Raw genomic sequence first — 20,719 nt, 5'->3', positions numbered from 1 at the left:
TTATGTTTTGGAAAAAGAAGAGTCAAGATATCGATCTCAAAGAGCTTGTGCCTAAGGCTGGCAATACGCGCAAATTTTTAACCGGAGAGGCGGTGTTTTTTTCACCTAAACCGTTGCCTTCGGCCAAAATTGCCTCAGAGACAATAGTTCAGTCACCCGAGATTCTGGAAATCAACGATACCTACCTAGATATTGGGCAACGCAATCAGGGTAAAGCTTGGCAGGTGCAGATAATGAGTTCTGGGATAAGTGTTTCTGCCATCGTGATTCTGCTGATTTTGTTTTATGTAGGTCATCGAGATATGCAACTCTTCGGTTCGTTCTTTATCGCATTTCTCGAGTCTTTCAATGACGTTGCCGTGTCACTAACTATTGCTTTTTTTCTTTTACTTTGTGTTAGCTGTCAGGTCATTATCGGCACGTCTATCGATTTTGCCCGTCAGCGCCCGATTCGGCTAAATCGACAACGCCGTGAGATTTGCTATTACTCTGACAGAGAGAAAAAATCGATTATTGCCCCATGGGAAGAGGTGGTGTGTTGGCTGGCATTGAATAGAGGCACTACAGGTAACAGTATGGTAACGCATTTTACTTTTGGTCTTGCTATTCCTACGCCAGATGGTAAGGATTACTGGACACTGCGACGCCCGATAGCCTCTGTAACTGATGGACAGCGTATGTGGGAGACGATGCGTATGTATATGGATGAGCCACTCACTCGACGCCCGGTGCCAAGTCCCTTTATCAAAGAGGATCGTGCCTATTTTGACAAGAGCCGTCGCGAGATGTGTGATAGATTTCAAAAAGGCCCCAAGTGTTGGTTTATTCTTAATTCTAACGCGCCTTGGGTGTCTTACGCCTCGATGTTTTTTTATTACTTATTTCATATTCTGAGTGGATGGAAGTTGCCTTATTGGGTATCTGAATGGACGGATAATCTTGCAAAAGTTGACTTACCAAAAGAGGTTGAGGAGTGGTCTAAGCCTATTCCTGAAAGTGAATGGGCTAAACCGAGTGAGGAATTATTGAGGCAACGCGCAGCGATAGAAAAACACTATGAAGCGGGTGGTGGCATTATGGATTTTAATCCAGCTACTCAATAGTTTATTTTTCCCATTTGCACTTACACTCATCGCGTCAAGCCAATAAGAAATAAGGATAGATTATGGTCACAACAGGATATGCCGTCGTGCTGTGCGGCTGGTTGATTTATTTAGCCGTACAGGTGATTCGTCAGCGGCGTAAACATCAGGTGCTGTTTGCCGATGGTGGTGTGGATGCCTTAGTCCGGGCGCGCAGTGCGCAGAGTAATGCGACGGAATACATTCCCATTTTCCTAATCCTACTCGGTTTAGCTGAAATGAATGGGGTTAATGTGTGGTGGATTCACGCACTCGGCGTGGCCTTTGTGGTAGGGCGGGTGTTACACGCTGATTCGATGTTTAAAGCCACCATTCCTAATCGTGTGCGCGGTATGCAGCTCACTTTTGGCTGCTTAGTGGTGCTGATGGTGTTAAACTTATGGGAATTGCCTTATAGCAAGTTCTTCTATCCCCTTCCTACTTGAAGCTGCAGCGGTGTTGGCTTCGTTCGTTCAACCCAATCACATAGTTTGTCTATGCTCATGGGGATGAACCCACTTGCCGCCTACCTGCAACTCCAAGTCGTTTGGGGATAAGTACTATTTCCGGTAAAAAGCAAAGGGAGCGTTCGCTCCCTTTGTGGTTTCACGCTTATTGCTATCGAAATAACAGGTGCTTAAGTGGTGTACGTTCTATGCCTTTCACGAGCAGATAAGTGGTGATCAAAGTGCCAAATAGGATCAGTGCGTCTTTCTGCAAGCCTGCTAGGCCTAAAATACCAGCGAGGTTCATCATTACGATAACCATTAAAAGGTGGCTGATGTAAAAGCCGAGGATGCTTTGTGACAGTGAAAATACCCAAGGTTTTCGACCTAAATCGGGTTTGGCGAGCAGGAAAAGAAATAGCCCAATCGCCCACAAAGCGGTGCCAAACAGATAATCATTGGTGTTAAACACCTGCCCGTGTTGATGTAAGCCATAGGCTTCAACGAAGTGAAAAGCCATTCCTAGCATCGCCAATAACAATGCAGAGCGCGCTTGCCACAGGATGCGCCTTTCACGAATCAGATAACCGACCACGACAAACAAAGTGCTGAAAAATGGGCCGTTACGAGTATAGATGGGCGCGCTCATGCCAGTGACGACGGCGCTGCTTCCTGCAAATTCACCGTAGAGGTATAACCCGATGGCAAACGGTAGCATCCAGTGTGTTTTTTGTTGGCGGATCAACAGTGCCATGATGGCAACCGCAATCATCAGTGCAGGTAAAAACCAAAGGTGTACAAGCCCGCCTTCAAACAGTGAGTTAAGTGGGTGTTGTAGCAAAAATCCCCAATAGCCTGAACGCTCAGCGAGGTAGCCTTGATTAACTACCACTCCGAGATTGAAGGGCATCAATAGGCTAATCACACTCCAAATCACCCATATCCTCAGTAATGGTGAGCAGTAATTACGCAAGGTTTGCATTGGGTTCTGGCTGAGTTTGGGTTGGAGCAAATAGCCCGAAATAAGGAAAAACAGTGGAACAGCAAAACGGGTGGATTGGTTAAATAAGTAGGCCACCCATGGTTCTTCATTGGTGTACCAATAACTGGTAAAAAGTTGGCAATGCAAAGCAATAATTGCCAGCATGGCGATTACTCGCCCAAGCTCAAGGCTAGCGATTTTCTGATGGTTTGACATAACGACACTCGGCAAAATAAAAAAGCCGACATTACGCCATTCAAATCTCAATTCTATTGATTTATGTCGTTTTTTACCTTTGCACTTAACCCTAAGAGAGAATTTGCGATCCAGTGCTCACCTGTGGTGATTAGATCACTCCAAAACTAGAAAGCAGGAAAATACCAAGCGTACAGGTAAACAGTGAAAACACGGTGGTCAGGGCAATAATATTGGCTGCCAGTGTCGCATTTCCACCCATGGCTCTTGCCATCACATAACTGGCTGCCGCGGTGGGTGCGGATGTCATCAAAAAGAGTAGGCCGAGATCTAAGCCTCGAAAGCCAAGTAGCCAAGCGCCACCAGTAATCAGTAAAGGCGAGAGAATTAGCTTATAACCGGTTGCAAACCAAGCGGAGTTACGATCGTCTTTCAAAGAGTTGAGATTCAGTGAACCACCAGTACAAAGCAGGGCTAATGGCAGGGTCATATTGGCGAAGTAGTGGCCAGCATCAGTCACAATTTTAGGAATTGGTACACTGGCGAGATAGCATAGAAAACCAAGTAGGATAGAGATGATCAACGGGTTTTTGGTCAGTGTTTTAAACATCAATTTTCCCGCTTGCCAACCATTACTTTCTCCACGTGGTGTGAGAGCAATCACCGCCTGAATGTTGAACAAAACCGTGGTCGAGGCGACGTAGATAGCCGCAAGGGCGACCCCCGCGTTGCCATAAGTGTTGGCAACATAAGCCAATCCAATAATCGCGGTGTTGGCTCGAAATCCACCTTGCGTTATCACTCCCCAATCATGAGGCCTGTCGATCAGCTTTCGAGTGCTGAATAGAGTAAAGAGAAAAAACAGAATATTGGCTGTTAGGCTGTAAAGCACTAAAGAAGTGCTAGATGAAAAATCGTGTTTTGAACTGACGATGCTCAAAAATAACATCGCTGGGAGGGTGACCTGAAAAACAATCCGCGATGCGACTTCAATAAAATTCTCATTGATCAGGTTAATCCGTTTAAAAAACACGCCTAAGCCGAGCATAAGGCAGATCGGGCCTGTGATGGTGGCGGAAAACTGTAATTGAGCAATGATATCTGTCATATCAATCCTTTGGATATACGCTCGCAAGCTTTGCATTCTTCCACAGATCGCGGTGAAGACAAATTGGAATTTGCGGCAATTCTCAGTGAGCGATTTTTGTGCATCTAGTATCCAATTGGTGAATAGGTTTTAAACGCTTGCATAACTTTCCTGATTACAAAGTGTTCCAACAATGAATTTCAAATCATTTCAATATGTTAAATTTGTAATCGCGCTTTTGATAAGCTTAACAATTTTGCAATGATAATTATCTTTTCTGTTTAAATCTGTGGGATCATGGCGTCGCCTAAAGGCCCTCATAAGGAAAATAATAATGAACAGAAACGATAGTGTCCCTCTGCCCACCAATACCCGAGAATGGTTCCTTCATCGTAACAGCCTGATTGTTTTGGCGGATGTTGCACTCTTTCTCGCGCTCTACCATTTTCTCCCCTTTGAACACAATGTGGTGTTGGGGATCAGTATGCTCGCCTTCATTGCGGTGCTTTGGTTAACCGAAGCGCTGCACGTGACGGTTACCGCGATTCTTGTCCCCGTGATGGCGGTTTTTTTCGGTATTTTCGAAACCCAAGCGGCGCTGAATAACTTTGCCAACTCGATCATTTTCCTATTTTTAGGTGGTTTTGCACTGGCAGCAGCTATGCACCATCAAGGACTGGATAAAGTGATTGCCGATAAAGTCCTCGCAATGGCGCAAGGCAAAATGAGCGTGGCGGTTTTTATGCTGTTTGGTGTTACCGCAGTGCTCTCGATGTGGATCAGCAATACCGCCACAGCTGCGATGATGCTGCCTCTGGTGTTGGGGGTATTAAGTAAAGTCGATGCAGACAAACAACGCAGCACTTACGTGTTTGTTCTGTTGGGCGTCGCATACAGCGCAAGTATTGGCGGTATCGCGACTCTGGTTGGTAGTCCTCCGAATGCGATTGCAGCGGCTGAAGTCGGACTTTCGTTTACTGACTGGATGAAGTTTGGTTTACCGACGGCGATGATGATGTTGCCAATGGCGATTGCAATCCTTTACTTCCTGTTAAAGCCGACTCTCAATGGCACGTTTGAATTGGATCATACTCCTGTTAATTGGGATAAAGGCAAAGTTGTCACCCTTGGCATCTTTGGTTTAACCGTATTTTTATGGATTTTCAGTAGCCCAATTAACGCTGCGCTGGGTGGTTTCAAAAGCTTTGATACGCTGGTGGCGCTAGGGGCGATTTTAATGCTCAGTTTTGCACGTGTTGTGCATTGGAAAGAGATCCAGAAAACCGCTGATTGGGGCGTATTGCTGCTGTTCGGTGGCGGTCTGTGTTTGAGTAATGTGCTGAAACAGACCGGAACCAGTGTATTTTTAGCCAACGCTTTGAGCGATATGGTTTCCCATATGGGGATTTTCGTAGTGATTCTAGTGGTGGCAACCTTTGTGGTGTTTTTAACGGAGTTTGCGAGTAACACAGCTAGTGCGGCTCTGCTGATCCCTGTTTTTGCCACCGTAGCAGAAGCGTTTGGCATGTCACCTGTGCTCTTATCGGTATTGATTGCGGTTGCGGCCTCCTGCGCCTTTATGCTGCCAGTGGCAACCCCGCCGAATGCTATTGTGTTTGCATCAGGTCATATTAAGCAGAGCGAGATGATGCGCGTTGGGCTTTATCTCAATATTGCGTGTATTGGACTGCTCACCGCGATTGCGATGCTATTTTGGCAGTAAGTTAACTGGTGTATTGAAGGATAAAAAACGAGGCCCTTGAGGCCTCGTTTAGTTTTGTATTCCGCCTTGCGTAGAGTAATCAGCAGAAAAAAGTCTTTACTGTTGATTAATAAAGGTTTTAAAGCGAGCTTTTGTCTCTACATCGGCTTTGTTGTACCAAAAATGCAGCATCTCTTCAGCCGCTGCCATGGCGGTTGCATTGGAAATCTCTTGCTGAGCCATTGGTTGAACCGTGATCGAGCTAGTTAATGCTGCCACGCCGCTTTTTTTATTATATTCAGAAGCTTCAAATTCAAAATTACGTCCAATCTGCATGCCATCTTTGATTAGGCGATCCTGACGCAGCTCAACTGCTTTACCTTGTTGGTCAACCAGTCGCCACTGCATGTTTTTGATCGCTTTAGTTGCCTGCGGAGCATCACGATATTTGGGCATATCAAAATTGAGCTCTTGGTTAGCCGCATCAAAAGTGGCAATCACCACTTCACTCTCAATGATGATGCGATCATTACCTTGGCTGAAATATGGTACATAACGAAAGACGATTTGCTGCTCACCATCTTCTAGTTCAAGCTTTTTCGTGGCGTCAAAAAAGCCACCGGAGAGTTTCGGGCTTTCTCCGTTTACAACCAGTAGATCAATCGTATCGGGAATATCCATGGTCACTTTGGCGCTTGCTGATGCGGCAAAGCAAAGGGCGAGCAAGCAAGTGAGACGTTGCATAGGTTTCATTTTTCAATCCTTTTTTGTGTATTTCGTTCTGTGACGAGTGCGGCAAAGGGTGCGCTCTTCAGGAGTAAAAGGCAAGGTTTGACCGCCACAAAGCAAAGCAAATTCACTGAAACTTAACAGAAAAATCAATCAGAATACATTTCGTACAATATAAGGTAAATATTCTGAAAACGAGCGGTCTGATAGCGTAAATCAATAATGAATGCCAATTTGTTTTGTCAAAATTCTAAATTCTTGACTCAAGATTGCTTAATTTCTGCAACTTCTCGCTGATTTCGGAAAATTAGCGACTTATGACTCGAAAAGTGATTAATTTTTTTTCGCAAATAAAAAAGTCTCTCAGATACTGACAATCGATGCCTTCACGCCATTTATAGGTGTGTTAGCAGTCATTGATAAAAGTGAAACATCTAAGGAAAGAGAGATATAACTTATGAATCGAATTACTCTGTGCGCCGCAAGTATTGCCTGTGCTCTTTCGGGCATGGTAATGGCAGCACCCTCGGCTCCTAGTGTTGACGTGTATGGGTCGAACAATCTGCAATTCTCGAAAATTGAACTCGCGATGGAAAGCACGGCGGGTTACAACCAGATGGTGAAATACCACGACCAAGCACCGATCACACTTAAATTCAATCAATGGAGCGGTGAAACTGGCAACACTTATAAGATTTATTTTGATGGTGTGGAAGTCGCTTCTGGTCCAATCAACGGTAGCCAAACCACAGCGCAATTTACCTATCCTAAGGGCGGTGTATATCAATTGATGGTTGAAGCGTGTGATGCCACTGGTTGTACTAAGAGTACACCAAGCGAAATCACAATTGCGGATACCGATGGTTCACACCTCAAGCCATTGAAAATGAACGTTGACCCTAACAACAAGCCTTACACTACACCGCAGAATACCGTGGTTGGCACTTATTTTGTTGAATGGAGTATTTATGATCGTAAGTTTACGGTAGATAACATCCCAGGGCAGAACCTAACGCATATTTTGTATGGTTTTATTCCGATCTGTGGTCAAAATGAATCGTTGAAATCGGTTGGCGGTAACAGTTTTAACGCTCTGCAAACTGCATGTAAAGGTGTGCCAGATTTTGAAGTGGTCATTCACGATCCATGGGCTGCTTATCAAAAGAGTTTCCCACAAGCGGGTCATCAGTACAGTTCACCGATCAAAGGTAACTACGCCATGTTGATGGCGCTGAAAAAAACGTATCCTGATCTGAAAATCATCCCATCGATCGGTGGCTGGACACTCTCTGATCCCTTCTTCAGCTTTACCGATAAAGCGAAGCGCGATGTGTTTGTCGCTTCTGTGAAACGTTTCCTGAAAACATGGAAATTCTACGATGGTGTGGATATTGACTGGGAATACCCGGGCGGCGGCGGTCAAGCGGCTGATCTTGGCGATCCGGTAAAAGATGGCCCAGCTTACGTAGCCTTGATGGCAGAGCTGCGCGCTATGCTTGATGAGCTTGAAGCGGAAACGGGTCGTAAATATGAACTGACGTCGGCTATCGGTGTTGGTCATGACAAGATTGAAGATGTGAACTATGGCCAAGCCGTTCAGTACATGGATTATATCTTCGCAATGACTTATGACTTCTACGGTGGTTGGAACAACGTACTGGGCCACCAAACGGCGCTGAACTGTGGCTCGTTCATGCGCCCTGGTCAATGTGATGGTAAAGGCGTGGATGAAAATGGCGAGCCGTACAAAGGCCCAGCTTACACGACCGATAACGGTATTCAACTGCTGCTGGCTCAAGGGGTTCCACCAAGCAAACTTGTCGTGGGCGCAGCAATGTATGGCCGTGGTTGGGAAGGGGTGACTCCTGCCTCGCTTAAAGATCCTAACGATCCAATGACGGGCGTTGGTAATGGCAAGTTGAAAGGCACGACAGCACAAGGTGTTTGGGAAGCGGGTGTCATTGATTACAAAGGCGTTAAAAACTTCATGCTGGGTGCCAATAAAACGGGCGTGAATGGTTTTGAATACGGCTACGATGAGCAAGCGGAAGCGCCTTGGGTTTGGAACCGTACTACAGGTCAGCTTGTCACTTTTGATGATGATCGCTCAGTGAAAGCAAAAGGGGCTTACGTACGTAACCTTGGCTTAGCGGGCCTGTTCTCATGGGAAATTGATGCCGACAACGGTGACATCCTGAATGCAATGCATGAAGGTTTAGCAGGTGGCACAACGACACCGCCAGCAAACAAAGCACCGGTTGCCAATGCTGGAGCGGACATCACGGTTACGGGGCCAGCCGCCGTATCTTTGGATGGCAGCGCTTCAAAAGACAGTGATGGAAGTATTGCAAGTTACTTGTGGGAGCAAACCGCAGGTCCTGCAGTGACCTTGACGGGGGCAAACAGTGTTAAAGCGACTTTTAACGCTGCAGAAGTGACAGAGAAGCAGACGCTTACTTTCAAACTGACCGTGACAGACAACAAAGGTGCTACGGCAACCGATACTGTGGTGGTCACCGTCAATCCGAAGTCCACCACACCTGTGAACACGGCACCTGTTGCGGCAGTTTCTGCTCCTGCATCAGTCAAAGCCGGAGCAACAGTGGTGGTCGATGCTTCCGCGTCGAGCGATGCAGATCAAGATCCGTTGAGCTTTACTTGGGATTTACCTGTTGGTGTCAATGCAACGGTACAAGGAGCAAAAGTGACCTTTGTGGCAGGAGAGTATACGCAAGACACCACATTGGATTTCACGGTAACGGTGAGTGATGGGAAAGCCACGAGTAAAGCTTCAGCCTCCGTATTGGTTGAGAAAAAGGCAGGAACAGGTGGTGATGCTTGTACCAACTTGTGGAATGCCGAAAGCATCTACACTGGCGGTCAGCAAGTGACTTGGGCAGGAAAAACGTGGGAAGCCAAATGGTGGACCCGCGGTGAAGACCCAAGCAAATCAGGTCAGTGGGGGGTATGGAAAGACCTCGGTGCCGCGAGTTGTTCTACTCATTAATCGGCTGCATCTGAGCTGGCCTCAGACGTAACGATTCTCAACAGATAAGAGAGGCTCTGCACAGGCAGAGCCTCTTTCTATTGGTGTATTCTCGCCATACATTCGTCGTAAAGGGAATGGCCATTCTCTTGGTGGATAAGGGAATAGCGTGATGCGACCCCATCCCCAAAATACAAACAGCGGCAAAGCAAAAGAGGTGTCGCTGCGTTGAACAGGCTTTGTTTTTGGACTGAGTCAGCCTTATTTTTCTGGTTAATTTGCCCAATTTCTCTCTCATTCTCACCAATTGGGAATGCAATCCTTTAATTCTTCTCTATTTCTCGATATACAAGAATCAAGATTTGAGGTGCCCACCATTAAAGGCTAAAAAGCACACATGAACGAAACAAAGATTTCAGCAAACCAAGTTAATGAAAAATCACTGCAATTGCTGATGCAAGTCGCAGTAAACCCAGAACCTGTCTCTGCGAAAGGACTCAGTGAACAACTGCAAGTACCGCTCAGTAGCCTATATCGACATTTGAAGCTGCTGAAAGAATGGAACTTGATTGAAGAGAGTCCGCACGACAAAACCTTGATCATCGGTCCAGCGGCATTGCTGCTGATGAGAAGTTACGAAACCAGCCAACATAACCTCGATGCGGTTGAAGCTGTGTTAAGTCGTCTACAAAAACAGACTGGGGAAATGGCCGCGTATATGGTGCCTGTCGGTTATCGAGCCCTATGCGTTAGCCAAAGAGAAAGTATGCAGGCGCTTCGATGCAGCTTCGTCCAGGGTCAAAGTCAACCCCTGCTTCGAGGTGCCTCATCTAAAGTAATGTTGGCGTATATGCCTGCTGCTCGTTGTGAAAAGATCCTGCGCTATTTTGGCGAAGATCCGACGTTAGACAAGTGGCAGAGCGAGTTTGAAAAAATACGTCGTCATGGATATGCCGTGAGTACCTCTGAAATTGATCCCGGAGTTTCGGGGATCAGTGCTCCGGTAATGAAAGGGAGTAAGTTGATTGGGGCAATTTCGGTGATGGCACCTGCTCATCGAGTCGAAAGCAACAAACAACGGATAATTTTACATGTACTGCAAGCCGCACGCGCGTTGCCACCAGAAAGGTAATTGATCATGCTTAGCTTATTCAAACGCTACCGTTTACATCGTACATCCAGTCATCCAACGTCTACGTTTGGCTTTATGACAGTGTGTCAGCGCGTAAAGCCGATGTCGCTGGTAGAGTTTGAGTTTGCGCAGCAAAGTTTAGATGTGGCTTCCGATTGGTTGTACCAACAACAATCTGGAATGAAATATGCCGATGCAAACCATTATGTGCTTGAGGGTAAAGGCGATACACACTACCAACAAGCACTTAGCCAATCGGTCGCAATGGGAATAATTCCGGTTGCTTTTGTTAATTGCCATGAAATGGTATTACATACTTTGCCTGTGTTGGCACAAGACAACATGAATATCGGCATTGTTCATATCGGACACGGTTTCGAGTTAAAGCAAACCTTGGATTTGCAACTGGGAAGCGCATTTCATTTTGCGTTATCCCGCTTTGTACAAGCGAAACTGTTTTGTATCGGGATAGATACAGAACATGCCAATACACAAACACGCGAGTATGCCGAAGATCTCGGGTGCGATTGGGTAAGCCATGAAGAGTGTGGTTTTTTAAATCGTACGCAACTTAAAAACCAACTGAATAGCTATATTGAACACAGTGAACAATTAGTGATCAACATTGATTTGGCTTCTTTGGTTCCTGGTCATGGTTTGGAAGAACACAAGGTTTTGGATAATCAAATGGTGTTGCGTGTACTGCGCCAAGTGGTGCTGTCCGGCAAAGTGCGCTACATCCAAGTCGTAGGTGCGAAAGATAAGCTGATTTATTCAAAACAGACTAAAGAAATTGTTGATGAGTTGATGGATATCGCACCTCATTTAGTGCATGCCGCGTAATTTACAAAACGATTTCATCCCCTTTTATCATTGAATTTGGCAGACGTTTTCATCGTCTGCCAGTTGCATTTTTGTTCTTAATGAGAGAGTTGATTGAGATTATTACGAGTTTGGTTGGCGGATTTCATGAGTTCGTGACTCAGTTGACTCATCGTCGCACTGTCGCCTAATAGCTCACGCGCATGCTCATCCAGCAAGCTCAATTGTCCTAACAGTTGCTCAACTAAACGATGCTGCAGTTGACTATCATGCACGGCATTTTGGTTCGTGCGGTTAGCTTGATTGACATCGATAATCGCTTTATCTACGAGGCTTGAGCCACTTTCGATGGCTTGCACACAATTTTTTGATGCAACTAAACTTTCTTCCATATACACAATTAGGTTTTTGGAATAACCCGAGAGCTGAGTCAACAGTGCTTCAACTTGGTTGGTGGACGCAGAGGTTTTTTCCGCTAGGTGGCGCACTTCATCAGCAACGACGGCAAATCCGCGCCCATTATCTCCCGCCCTTGCTGCTTCTATCGCGGCATTGAGGGCGAGAAGGTTAGTTTGATCGGCAATGCTGCGGATCATTTGCAAAATGTCGGTCACTTTTTCAACTTGAGTATTTAATTCTGCGGCTGTTTTGGTCGTGATCTCGGCTTTTTCGACTAATTGATGATTTTGTGTTTGTGCTTCACGTAATTGAACTTTACTGTCTTCACTGCTGGTGACTGCTTGTTTTAAAGATTCTGATGCCGCAGAAATACTCTCGGTTACCGCTTGAATGCTGTTTTGGCTTTGATGGCCAATATCCACTGAGCTAGTGATCTCCGTTTGCTGGTTGTGGATATTCCCCTCCAAGTTACGAATTTGCTGCTCTACTTTGTGGCTGATGTCGGTGACTTCCACAATCCGATCTTTAATGGGAGCAAAGGTACTTTCTACTTTGGCAATGAAACTATCAATCGCGTTTGCCAATTGCCCCAATTCGTTCTCTTTACGAAAGTTAATCCGCGAGCCAAGGTCGCAATTGCCGCTGGCTAACGCATCACACAATACTCTTAGCTCATTTAATGGCATTAATAATGTTCGGCGTAGTAACCAATAGAGCGCAACGAGGGTAAGAACAATAAAAATGAGGCTGAGCATAAAAGCTTGATTACGAAGCTGGCTAGCTACTTTTTGAACTTTATCGAATCCCCATTCAGTCATGAGGTAGCCGACTAAATCTGCATTTTTTCCGGCTTTTAAAGGGACGATAATGAATAATCCATTGCCATCGGCCGAGTTTTTTAATTGGGCGCCTTCGGTAGGTAGCTGAGAAAACCACTGAGCTAAATTTGAGGAGGTATCGTTGGTGTTTTTAGCGTTATAGAGCACTTCTCCTTTGGTATTAAAAGCGTACACATTCTTCAGCTGGACAGGGTTCGCATTGAGTTCAATCTCCACTCGTTCGGCAAGTGCATTGGTTTTATTAAAACGTACTGCAGTGGCAACATTATCCGATAGAGAAAGAGCCGTTTTTTCAAAGGTTTCAGCGCTGATGGCATTCATTTCCCGTACGCTTTTTGTCCATGTTAAATATGTCAAAGACAGAAGAGCAAGAGAGCTGAGAATAGACACACTGAGCAAGAGAATTCGACTGATGCTTAATTTCATAAGTTCAACCACCTAACCAAGCTGTAGGGTTCAGCCCACTTAAAGCTGCCAGAAATCTCAGCTTCAAGTGGGCAGGAGAGTGTGGGGATCACAGTGCATCGACATTGATGCCGACGGTAATCGCTCCAATGGCTTCTCCTGAACTGGGATCTGTCACCGTATAGCTCACTTGAGCTTGGAACATTTGAGTTGATTCATCTTCCTCAATATCACTGATATCGAACGCCCCTGCACCTTTAGGGTATGTGTTTTGCCATTTTGCTTCGTCACCTTGCCAGTAATCGGATGTCACTTCACTTTGTGCGACGTTGAGGCCTTTATTATCCATTACAAACACTTCAGTGATTTTTCCGTCGCTCGCATTTTGAATGTTGAGCAGTTTTTGCGATGCAGGAGTAGCGAGAATGGATTGAATCATTGGCTGATCCGTTTGGCCGACTTCGGCACGCCACTTTTTGTCGAGCTGATCAATATCACCCTGAGTGAGGTTGGCATTTTTCGCATTCTGCGCTTTGACGGCATCGATGATCATAGGATCAGCAGCGATCTGTTTGACCTCTGTTTGGACATATTGTGTGAGCTGAGCTTGATAATCGTTAGCCAGAGTTGGGAGGCTGACAAGAACCAGAAGAGCCAGAGATTTGTACATAAAAACTCCTTTTTACTTGAAGCAATAAACTCAAGTCGTGGGATCGAATATGGGATGGCCATCTATACAACTGATTGATTAGCAGTGTGCTAATAAAGGAAAGGTAGTACAACTTAGCGTTGAGCGCTTAATTCAATAGTTAAATTATGATTAAGCTTTTGGTTTTTTTTCTCACTTTGTCATGTTTTAGCAACATAAATTTCACCGAGCAGTCATCTTAGGTAGCTACTCTTGCGCAACATTTACTTAACCTGAATCATCAGGATATAAACATAAAGTCAAGGAGCCCCCAATGTGGAAGCGTGATGAGCAAGAATCCCAATTTAGTGAAATGATTGAAGCGCAACTGTCTCGACGCCATTTCTTGGCCGGAAGTGCTGCGGTGAGTGCCGGTGCATTTCTCGCACTTAATCCTGTAGCGCAGGCCGTTGCTTCGCCTGCTAAATCCAAACTGCTTAATTTTTCTCCGATCCCAGTTTCAACAGCAGATGCAGTCATTGTTCCTAAAGGCTACAAAGCAACACCCTTGATGTCTTGGGGTGATCCTATTTTTGCTAAGGCCCCAGAGTTCGATCAAAGCGGCAAACAGGATTCCAAAGCACAAGAAATGCAGTTTGGTGATAACACCGATGGCATGAGCTTTTTCCCCATCAATGATGATCGCGGTGTGCTCGCGATCAACAATGAATACACCAACTACGAATATTTATTTGATCATCAAGGTAAAGCGATGACCGCTGACGATGTGCGTAAAGCACAAGCGGCTGTCGGCGTCACTGTCGTGGAAGTGGTTCGTAAGAATGGCCAATGGATGGTTGATCGCCAAGGTGAGCGGAACCGCCGAATCACCGCATATACTCCGATGCTATTGACCGGCCCTGCCGCTGGCCATGATCTGCTGAAAACAGCAGATGACCCAAGCGGCTTAAAAGTGCTAGGCACTTTTAACAACTGCGCGAACGGTCAAACCCCGTGGGGAACTTACCTGACTTGTGAAGAGAACTTCGATGATTTCTTTGGTGCGGACCAAGAAGGCAGTGTCGATGCTGACCAGAAGCGTTACGGGATTGCTGCGGCACCCAGTGACTACCAGTGGCATAAACACGATGCCCGTTTTGATGTAACCAAGAACCCTAAAGAGCCGAACCGCTTTGGATGGGTGGTTGAGATTGATCCACACAATCCGAATTCTACGCCACTGAAACGTACCGCTCTTGGCCGTTTTAAACATGAAAATGCGGCATTAGTGGTCAATAACGATGGCCATGTTGTTGTCTACTTGGGTGATGATGAACGTGGCGAACATTTGTACAAGTTCGTTTCAAAAAATCGTTATCAAGCGGGTAATGATGAACAGAACCGTAAATTGCTCGAAGAAGGTACGCTGTACGTGGCTAAGTTCGAGATGAATGATAAGGAACTCAAAGGCAGCGGTCGCTGGATCGAACTTAGTTTTGGTAAAAATGGGCTGACGCCAGAGAACGGTTTTAAAGATCAAGCGGAAGTGCTGATTTTTGCACGCCGTGCTGCGACTCAAGTGGGCGCAACAACGATGGATCGTCCTGAGTGGGTTGCGGTTCACCCGGATAAAAAGCATGTGTTTTGCACGCTGACCAACAACAAAAACCGCGGTAAAGAAGGTCAACCTGTGGGTGGCCCGAACCCTCGTGAGAAGAACAACTACGGGCAAATCGTACGTTGGATGCCAGCACAAGGCGATCACACCAATGATGTGTTTGCATGGGATCTCTATTTGATTGCAGGTAACCCAACCGTACATAAAGGCAACTTGTATGCAGGAAGTGAAAATATCTCTGCAGACAACATGTTCAATAGCCCTGATGGTTTAGGTTTTGATGACGCAGGTCGCTTATGGATCTTAACGGACGGTAACTATTCGAATGAAGGTGATTTTGCAGGGCAGGGGAATAACCAAATGTTATGCGGTGACCCGATTACCGGAGAAGTGCAGCGTTTCCTTACTGGACCAATTGCTTGCGAAATTACTGGTTTAACTTTCAGTCCAGATCAAAAAACCATGTTTGTGGGTGTACAACATCCGGGTGAAGAGGCTGCGCCATCGCATTTCCCATATGGTGGTAATAGCAAGCCTCGTTCTACCATTATGATGATCACTCGTGAAGATGGTGGGGTGATTGGCGCATAAGCGTTTTCACTTTTTCTAGTTTCATCCCAAGAAGACATCATGGTTTCTTGGGATGTTTTTTTAGGCTGCCATCATTTGTGTTGCTATCTCTTTGCCATTACCACGAACCCCATCGATGGTGGCTTGGAAAGTTGCAGAGATGTTGAGCAAGCGAGAGTCTGGATGATCGGCGAGATAAACTGACTTATCTTTAGTCTGTGTAAGTTCATCCCAGTATCGATTGATATCACGAGCAAAGTGAATTGCTACGGCTAATTTAGGTGATATTTCTGCCTCACGTGGCTCATCAAAATGCTTTATTGCATCGACCATTTCTGATGGAAATTTCCACTCTTTTGCCAACATCGCTCCAATCCGCGGAGCGGAAATCCCTAAGATCTCTTCTTGAGCGGTTATCGGGTCGATGCCTTGGGCAATTTTCTGTTCGATTAACTTCGCTTCATTTGGCATTAATGTGTGAATCATCAGCTCGCCAATATTGTGCAGTACGCCTGTAGTGAAAGTTTCTGCTTTGTCTAAGCCTACTTGTTCTGCAATTTTGCTGGCGATTAGCGCCGTTTCAAAAGTATTTGTCCAGTAGTCGTTGAGGTTGAGCGTTTCAATTTTCGGAAAGGTACTTGAGAGGACTGAAGCCACAACCAAGGTACGAACCGAATCAATACCCACGCGAATAATGGCATCATTCACTGTCGCAATATGACCATTACCTCCAAAATAAGCCGAATTAGCCATACGTAGTAAACGCGCGGTGAGGATCTGATCTAACGTGATTTTTTTACTGAGCTGATGAAAATCTACATTCGGTTGATTGGCCAAATCTAATAACTCTTGTAGAACTTTAGAGAGTCTGGGGAGTTCATTCAAACGTTTAAGCAAAGCATCTTTGACCATATTCCTTCTCCTTATTGAGTGGCTAAATCAAAATATAGGCTATGGTTTTTTACTAGTACAACTCCCAGATGAGATAAAACTGGAATCTGATTGTTAATTTTTTGTTATTGAATTTTATGCGGGGGAAATGAGGATTAGCGAGGATTTTTTGCCAGCAAATTGACAGGATATTGGCAATGCAGAATAAGGTTTTTTTACAATGCTTATCCTGTATTGGGATGGGAGTAGATGATGAAAGCGCGGATTATGAGTTGCAAAGGTGCCTTAATGTTACTGTTGATGTTTGTCTTTCTGTTGGTTCCTTTGACCATCTTGTCGTTGCAACTGGATTTTACTCAACCGGTGAATGATACGGTGGGCAAGATCATGACTTATCTAACACATTCGGCAGGTAAAGAAGGTTTCTTATTCTCGCTACTGTTTTTGTTAGTGTGGGTCGGATGGCGCTGCAAAATTCCACGTGAGCAATGGTTAAATAAAGCCATTCAGTTAGTGTTATTGCTGGGTTTAGCGATGGTAATGAAAGTTGGGATGAAAGCGGTAACCCAAGAACCAAGGCCATACACCGAGTTGATGACACAATCTCTACTTCTCCCGAATGCGGGACATTTTTATAAACTTTCAGAGCCCCGACAAGAAGCCCTGATGATTGCGATGGAATCTAAAGTCAGCCCGTGGCGAGTACAGCATTGGCAGGGTGAAACCGATTACTCTTTCCCTTCTGGCCATACCGTGTTTGCGATGGTCTGCTTACTTTACTTTGGTAGCCTATTAGCAGAGAAGAGACATTACTTAAGCTTAGGTTTCCTGATCACATGGGCTGCCAGTGTTGCCTATAGCCGCCTTTGGCTTGGAATGCATCATCCAGTTGATCTGTTGGGCGCGGCTTTACTGGTAGGGGTGTTGTATTTGATGGTACCCCAGACGTACCCGTTACAACACACCCGTTGGCAGCCGTGGTTGCAGCGTATGCATTTGGTATAAAAAAAATGGGCATTACGCCCATTTTTTACGTCATGCGAAAGCATTATTTCATGGTGACTTCTGAATCATAACGGTTTGCTGAACTTGTCGCCTTTTGCTCTTGGGCTGCTTGGCAAACCGCTGCCGTGAAAAGAACGTCGGTTGAGCTGTTCAACGCCGTTTCTGCTGAGTCTTGAATCACGCCGATGATGAAACCAACTGCGACGACTTGCATCGCGACATCGTTGGAAATACCAAACAGACCACACGCCAGCGGGATCAACAGCAGTGAGCCGCCAGCAACGCCAGATGCACCACACGCGGATACAGCGGCAACTACGCTCAGAAGCAGTGCTGTCATCAGATCGACCTCAATGCCCATAGTATGAACCGCAGCGAGAGTCAGTACCGTGATGGTGATGGCCGCGCCAGCCATGTTGATGGTGGCCCCCAGAGGGATGGAAACTGAGTACGTATCTTCATCGAGCTTGAGTTTTTCACACAACGCCATGTTCACTGGGATATTCGCGGCGCTAGAACGAGTGAAAAATGCGGTCACGCCACTTTCACGTAAGCACTGTAAAACCAGTGGGAAAGGGTTACGACGGATTTTGTAGTAAACGATCAGCGGGTTCACGACCAATGCGATAAAGACCATTGCCCCGAGCAGTACGGCGAGTAATTGAGCATAACCGGCCAGAGCACCAAAACCTGTGGTCGCGAACGTTGCGGCTACTAGGCCAAAAATACCAAATGGTGCGAGACGAATAATAAAGCGCACAATTTGTGAGATGCCATGGCTGAGGTCTTCAAATACCGCTTTGGTGGTTGCAGAGGCATGATGAAGCGCTAAACCTAAACCCACCCCCCAAGCCAAAATGCCGATGTAGTTAGCGCTCATCAGAGCATTCACTGGGTTATCGACCAATTTGAACAGCAGCGTGTTAAGAACTTCTGCAATACCTTGCGGTGGTGTTGCTCCTTCCGCACCGCTGACAAGCGCGAGTGTGGTTGGAAACAGGAAGCTAAGAATAACGGCGGTCAGTGCTGCTGAAAAGGTGCCGAATAGGTACAGCACAACGATCGGACGCATGTAAGTGTGTTGATTTTTCTTTTGGTTAGCGATAGAGGACGCAACCAGAATAAACACCAACACTGGTGCAACGGCTTTCAATGCACCTACAAATAAATTACCTAGTAATCCCACTTTTTGGGCGTTTTCTGGTGAAAAAATAGCTAGGGCAGCACCTAACAGGATGCCAGCTAAGATTTGTAATACCAGATTTCCACGCGCAAAACGGGCGAAAAACGAGTTGTTTTGCATAGTTATCCCTGCGAATCATAAAAGATTTGAATTATTGTTACTTCAGTCATAAATCCTGAAGGTCTCCAATATTAACCGCACAAGATAATGTGTCTACCGATAATTGATAATCGGCGTGATAAGTTGTGGATTTTGAGAGGAAGTGATGAATTTGTTGCCAAGTGCTGAAAAAGCGTAGCTTGAGGACTGTGCATGCGACACAGATAAGTAAAAAACGTAATAAAAAGAGGGGAAAACAGAACGATGGATAAGTCTTGGAAAGAGGTGAGAGGGTAGTGGTGAGGGGAAGTTAGTTGAGTAAGCCCTGCGGTACAGTGCTTACTCATCAAGACGCTAGTGAGAGCTGTGCTCAGCCATACCGGACATCACTTTTTTCACCGGTGCCGTAATCATTTGCTTCTCCCCGTTTTTAAACGTGATTTCCACTTCGATGTTCTCGCCCTCTTGCAGTGGCTTTTTCAATTCAAGCAGCATGATGTGGAAACTGCCTGGTTTTAACACTAAGGTACCTTTGGCAGGGATAACAAATTCAGGCACTTGGCGCATTTTCATCACATCACCTTCTTTAATGACGTCATGCAGCTCCACTTTGGCAGCCACTTCGCTGCTGGCGGAAACAATGTAGCGCTCCACATCACTGTGGTTCATTACTTCACCAAAAAAGGCGCTATTGACTGCGGCAGGAGGAGTCGCACGCGCATAAGCTTGGTGAACCATGATGTCTGATTGAGCTAAGGCTGATGTGCTAAGCAGTAGGCTAGCAAGAAGCATGGTTTTCAGTTTCATCAAATTATCCTTTTGAATGTATGACTTTTTGTATCGCATCCACGATCGGTGCGGGGTCTTGGGTATGCGGCACTTTATTGATCAAGGTGCCATCTGGCTGCAAGAAATAGAAATAAGAGCTGTGATCTAAGGTGTATTTCAGCTCTGAATTGGGTAATTCCGTTTTACGAAAAATGACACCGTATTTTTGGGCAAGCTGTTGCGTGGTCTCGATTGAGCCTGATGCACCTTCGATCATGGGATGAAAATAGTGGGCGTATTGAGCCGCGAGCTTGGCATCATCGCGTTCAGGATCAAGCGAAATAAACATCGGACGTAATTGTGATTTAGCGTTGTCATCGACTTGGTTTAAGGCCGCCGATAGCATGGCTAAAGAAGTTGGACAAACGTCTGGGCAACGCGTAAAACCAAAATAGACGATGCGGATTCTGGGATCTGCTGGATCAAAGAGCTGTACCGCTTGTTGGTTTTCACCCAATAATGCTAGCGGAGCAGTGCTTTCTGCCGCCAGTTTATGTTGGCTATCAAGATACGCTTTCACACCAAACCCGAGGGTGAAAGCCACCACTAAAATCAGTGACCAATTCTTACTCATCGTTCCATCCTAATTGCTGGGTAAACGGTTTGTTGACCATCGCTCAACTCGCCAATCCAAGTCATCGCGTCAGCGGTACAGACAGGCAAAATAATGTCTGCGACGTAGGTGCCTTCTTCGGTGGGAGATAGCGAAAATTTTGCGCTGCCCATGTTCATTTCAAGACCGTCTAAGGTCAAGATCAGGTTTTGTGCGTTGGTATTTGGCCAGCGCACAGTGAGTCGATTTGCCATCAGCGGATGAGCGTTATCTTGGGCAAGGCGCATAGTGACTCCCGCTTGCTGACAATCACTCGTCGAAAGTAAGCAGTAATCACTGAGGTTTCGTTGGGGTTGTTGCAACCAGGTGAGGAGGTCATTGGCAAAAAAACCTGCGCAGAGCGCAAGGAGGAGCGCAATTCCTTTGAGTATATTCTTCACATCAGTAATCCCAAATTGAGTGAGTGAGGTGATGTTAGCATGAGCCGACTTATTTCGAG

The 20,719-nt window shown here is 45.8% G+C and carries 18 protein-coding genes; 8 read left to right on the top strand and 10 right to left on the bottom strand.

Annotation, left to right across the window (positions count from 1 at the left end):
- The first annotated feature begins 2 nt into the window (after positions 1-2).
- Positions 3-1,103: a hypothetical protein gene (locus EPB59_RS16605; RefSeq protein ID WP_154173937.1), complete on the top strand. Its 1,101-nt coding sequence runs from the start codon at positions 3-5 to the stop codon at positions 1,101-1,103.
- 62 nt (positions 1,104-1,165) lie between these two features.
- Entirely contained in the window at positions 1,166-1,567 is a 402-nt protein-coding gene (locus EPB59_RS16600) for an MAPEG family protein (RefSeq protein WP_154173935.1), read from the top strand.
- Positions 1,568-1,739: 172 nt separating this feature from the next.
- Here EPB59_RS16600 and EPB59_RS16595 read toward each other — a convergent pair whose 3' ends face one another.
- Positions 1,740-2,765, bottom strand: a complete 1,026-nt coding sequence (locus EPB59_RS16595; RefSeq protein ID WP_195707130.1) for an acyltransferase — start codon at positions 2,763-2,765, stop codon at positions 1,740-1,742.
- 130 nt (positions 2,766-2,895) lie between these two features.
- On the bottom strand, positions 2,896-3,852 hold the full coding sequence (locus tag EPB59_RS16590) for an AEC family transporter (protein ID WP_195707129.1): 957 nt from the start codon (positions 3,850-3,852) through the stop codon (positions 2,896-2,898).
- A gap of 313 nt (positions 3,853-4,165) precedes the next feature.
- Here EPB59_RS16590 and EPB59_RS16585 point away from each other — a divergent pair, with 313 nt between their 5' ends.
- A complete protein-coding gene (locus EPB59_RS16585; protein WP_154173932.1) occupies positions 4,166-5,554 on the top strand; it encodes an SLC13 family permease in 1,389 nt (462 codons plus the stop codon).
- A gap of 96 nt (positions 5,555-5,650) precedes the next feature.
- On the opposite strand, the gene EPB59_RS16580 is transcribed toward EPB59_RS16585, so the two are convergent.
- Entirely contained in the window at positions 5,651-6,286 is a 636-nt protein-coding gene (locus EPB59_RS16580; RefSeq protein ID WP_154173930.1) for a DUF2057 family protein, read from the bottom strand.
- Positions 6,287-6,719: 433 nt separating this feature from the next.
- Between EPB59_RS16580 and EPB59_RS16575 the strand changes: the two genes are divergently transcribed.
- The 3 genes from EPB59_RS16575 (at position 6,720) to EPB59_RS16560 (ending at position 11,223) form a co-directional block, all read left to right on the top strand.
- Positions 6,720-9,269 carry a glycosyl hydrolase family 18 protein gene (locus EPB59_RS16575; protein WP_154173928.1) on the top strand — a complete coding sequence of 850 codons (2,550 nt, stop codon included), beginning with the start codon at positions 6,720-6,722 and terminating at the stop codon, positions 9,267-9,269.
- A gap of 376 nt (positions 9,270-9,645) precedes the next feature.
- The gene (locus EPB59_RS16565) at positions 9,646-10,380 is read left to right on the top strand and encodes an IclR family transcriptional regulator (RefSeq protein ID WP_001006058.1); all 735 of its coding nucleotides are present in this window, start codon (positions 9,646-9,648) and stop codon (positions 10,378-10,380) included.
- A gap of 6 nt (positions 10,381-10,386) precedes the next feature.
- On the top strand, positions 10,387-11,223 hold the full coding sequence (locus EPB59_RS16560) for an arginase family protein (protein WP_195707128.1): 837 nt from the start codon (positions 10,387-10,389) through the stop codon (positions 11,221-11,223).
- Positions 11,224-11,300: 77 nt separating this feature from the next.
- On the opposite strand, the gene EPB59_RS16555 is transcribed toward EPB59_RS16560, so the two are convergent.
- On the bottom strand, positions 11,301-12,866 hold the full coding sequence (locus EPB59_RS16555) for a methyl-accepting chemotaxis protein (protein WP_154173924.1): 1,566 nt from the start codon (positions 12,864-12,866) through the stop codon (positions 11,301-11,303).
- 88 nt (positions 12,867-12,954) lie between these two features.
- Positions 12,955-13,515 (bottom strand): hypothetical protein, encoded by a 561-nt coding sequence (locus tag EPB59_RS16550; RefSeq protein WP_154173922.1) that lies wholly within the window; start codon positions 13,513-13,515, stop codon positions 12,955-12,957.
- Positions 13,516-13,807: 292 nt separating this feature from the next.
- Here EPB59_RS16550 and EPB59_RS16545 point away from each other — a divergent pair, with 292 nt between their 5' ends.
- Entirely contained in the window at positions 13,808-15,682 is a 1,875-nt protein-coding gene (locus EPB59_RS16545) for a PhoX family protein (protein ID WP_154173921.1), read from the top strand.
- A gap of 60 nt (positions 15,683-15,742) precedes the next feature.
- On the opposite strand, the gene EPB59_RS16540 is transcribed toward EPB59_RS16545, so the two are convergent.
- The gene (locus tag EPB59_RS16540) at positions 15,743-16,573 is read right to left on the bottom strand and encodes an HDOD domain-containing protein (RefSeq protein WP_154173919.1); all 831 of its coding nucleotides are present in this window, start codon (positions 16,571-16,573) and stop codon (positions 15,743-15,745) included.
- Between the two features lie 231 nt (positions 16,574-16,804).
- Between EPB59_RS16540 and EPB59_RS16535 the strand changes: the two genes are divergently transcribed.
- The gene (locus EPB59_RS16535) at positions 16,805-17,557 is read left to right on the top strand and encodes a phosphatase PAP2 family protein (protein ID WP_154173917.1); all 753 of its coding nucleotides are present in this window, start codon (positions 16,805-16,807) and stop codon (positions 17,555-17,557) included.
- A gap of 43 nt (positions 17,558-17,600) precedes the next feature.
- Here EPB59_RS16535 and sstT read toward each other — a convergent pair whose 3' ends face one another.
- The 4 genes from sstT to EPB59_RS16515 form a co-directional block, all read right to left on the bottom strand.
- Entirely contained in the window at positions 17,601-18,860 is a 1,260-nt protein-coding gene (gene sstT / locus EPB59_RS16530) for a serine/threonine transporter SstT (RefSeq protein WP_055029276.1), read from the bottom strand.
- Positions 18,861-19,193: 333 nt separating this feature from the next.
- Positions 19,194-19,646, bottom strand: a complete 453-nt coding sequence (locus EPB59_RS16525; protein WP_000769875.1) for a copper chaperone PCu(A)C — start codon at positions 19,644-19,646, stop codon at positions 19,194-19,196.
- 4 nt (positions 19,647-19,650) lie between these two features.
- On the bottom strand, positions 19,651-20,241 hold the full coding sequence (locus EPB59_RS16520) for an SCO family protein (RefSeq protein WP_000042308.1): 591 nt from the start codon (positions 20,239-20,241) through the stop codon (positions 19,651-19,653).
- Positions 20,238-20,660, bottom strand: coding sequence for a hypothetical protein (locus EPB59_RS16515; RefSeq protein WP_154173915.1), 423 nt, complete (start codon positions 20,658-20,660; stop codon positions 20,238-20,240). Before EPB59_RS16515 ends, EPB59_RS16520 begins: the two co-directional genes overlap by 4 nt.
- Positions 20,661-20,719: the final 59 nt, after the last annotated feature.

The sequence above is a fragment of the Vibrio metoecus genome (genome assembly GCF_009665255.1).
In the GTDB taxonomy this organism is placed as follows: domain Bacteria; phylum Pseudomonadota; class Gammaproteobacteria; order Enterobacterales; family Vibrionaceae; genus Vibrio; species Vibrio metoecus_B.
Note: the sequence above shows the minus strand (reverse complement) of the source record. Positions and strands in the feature narration are given on the sequence as shown.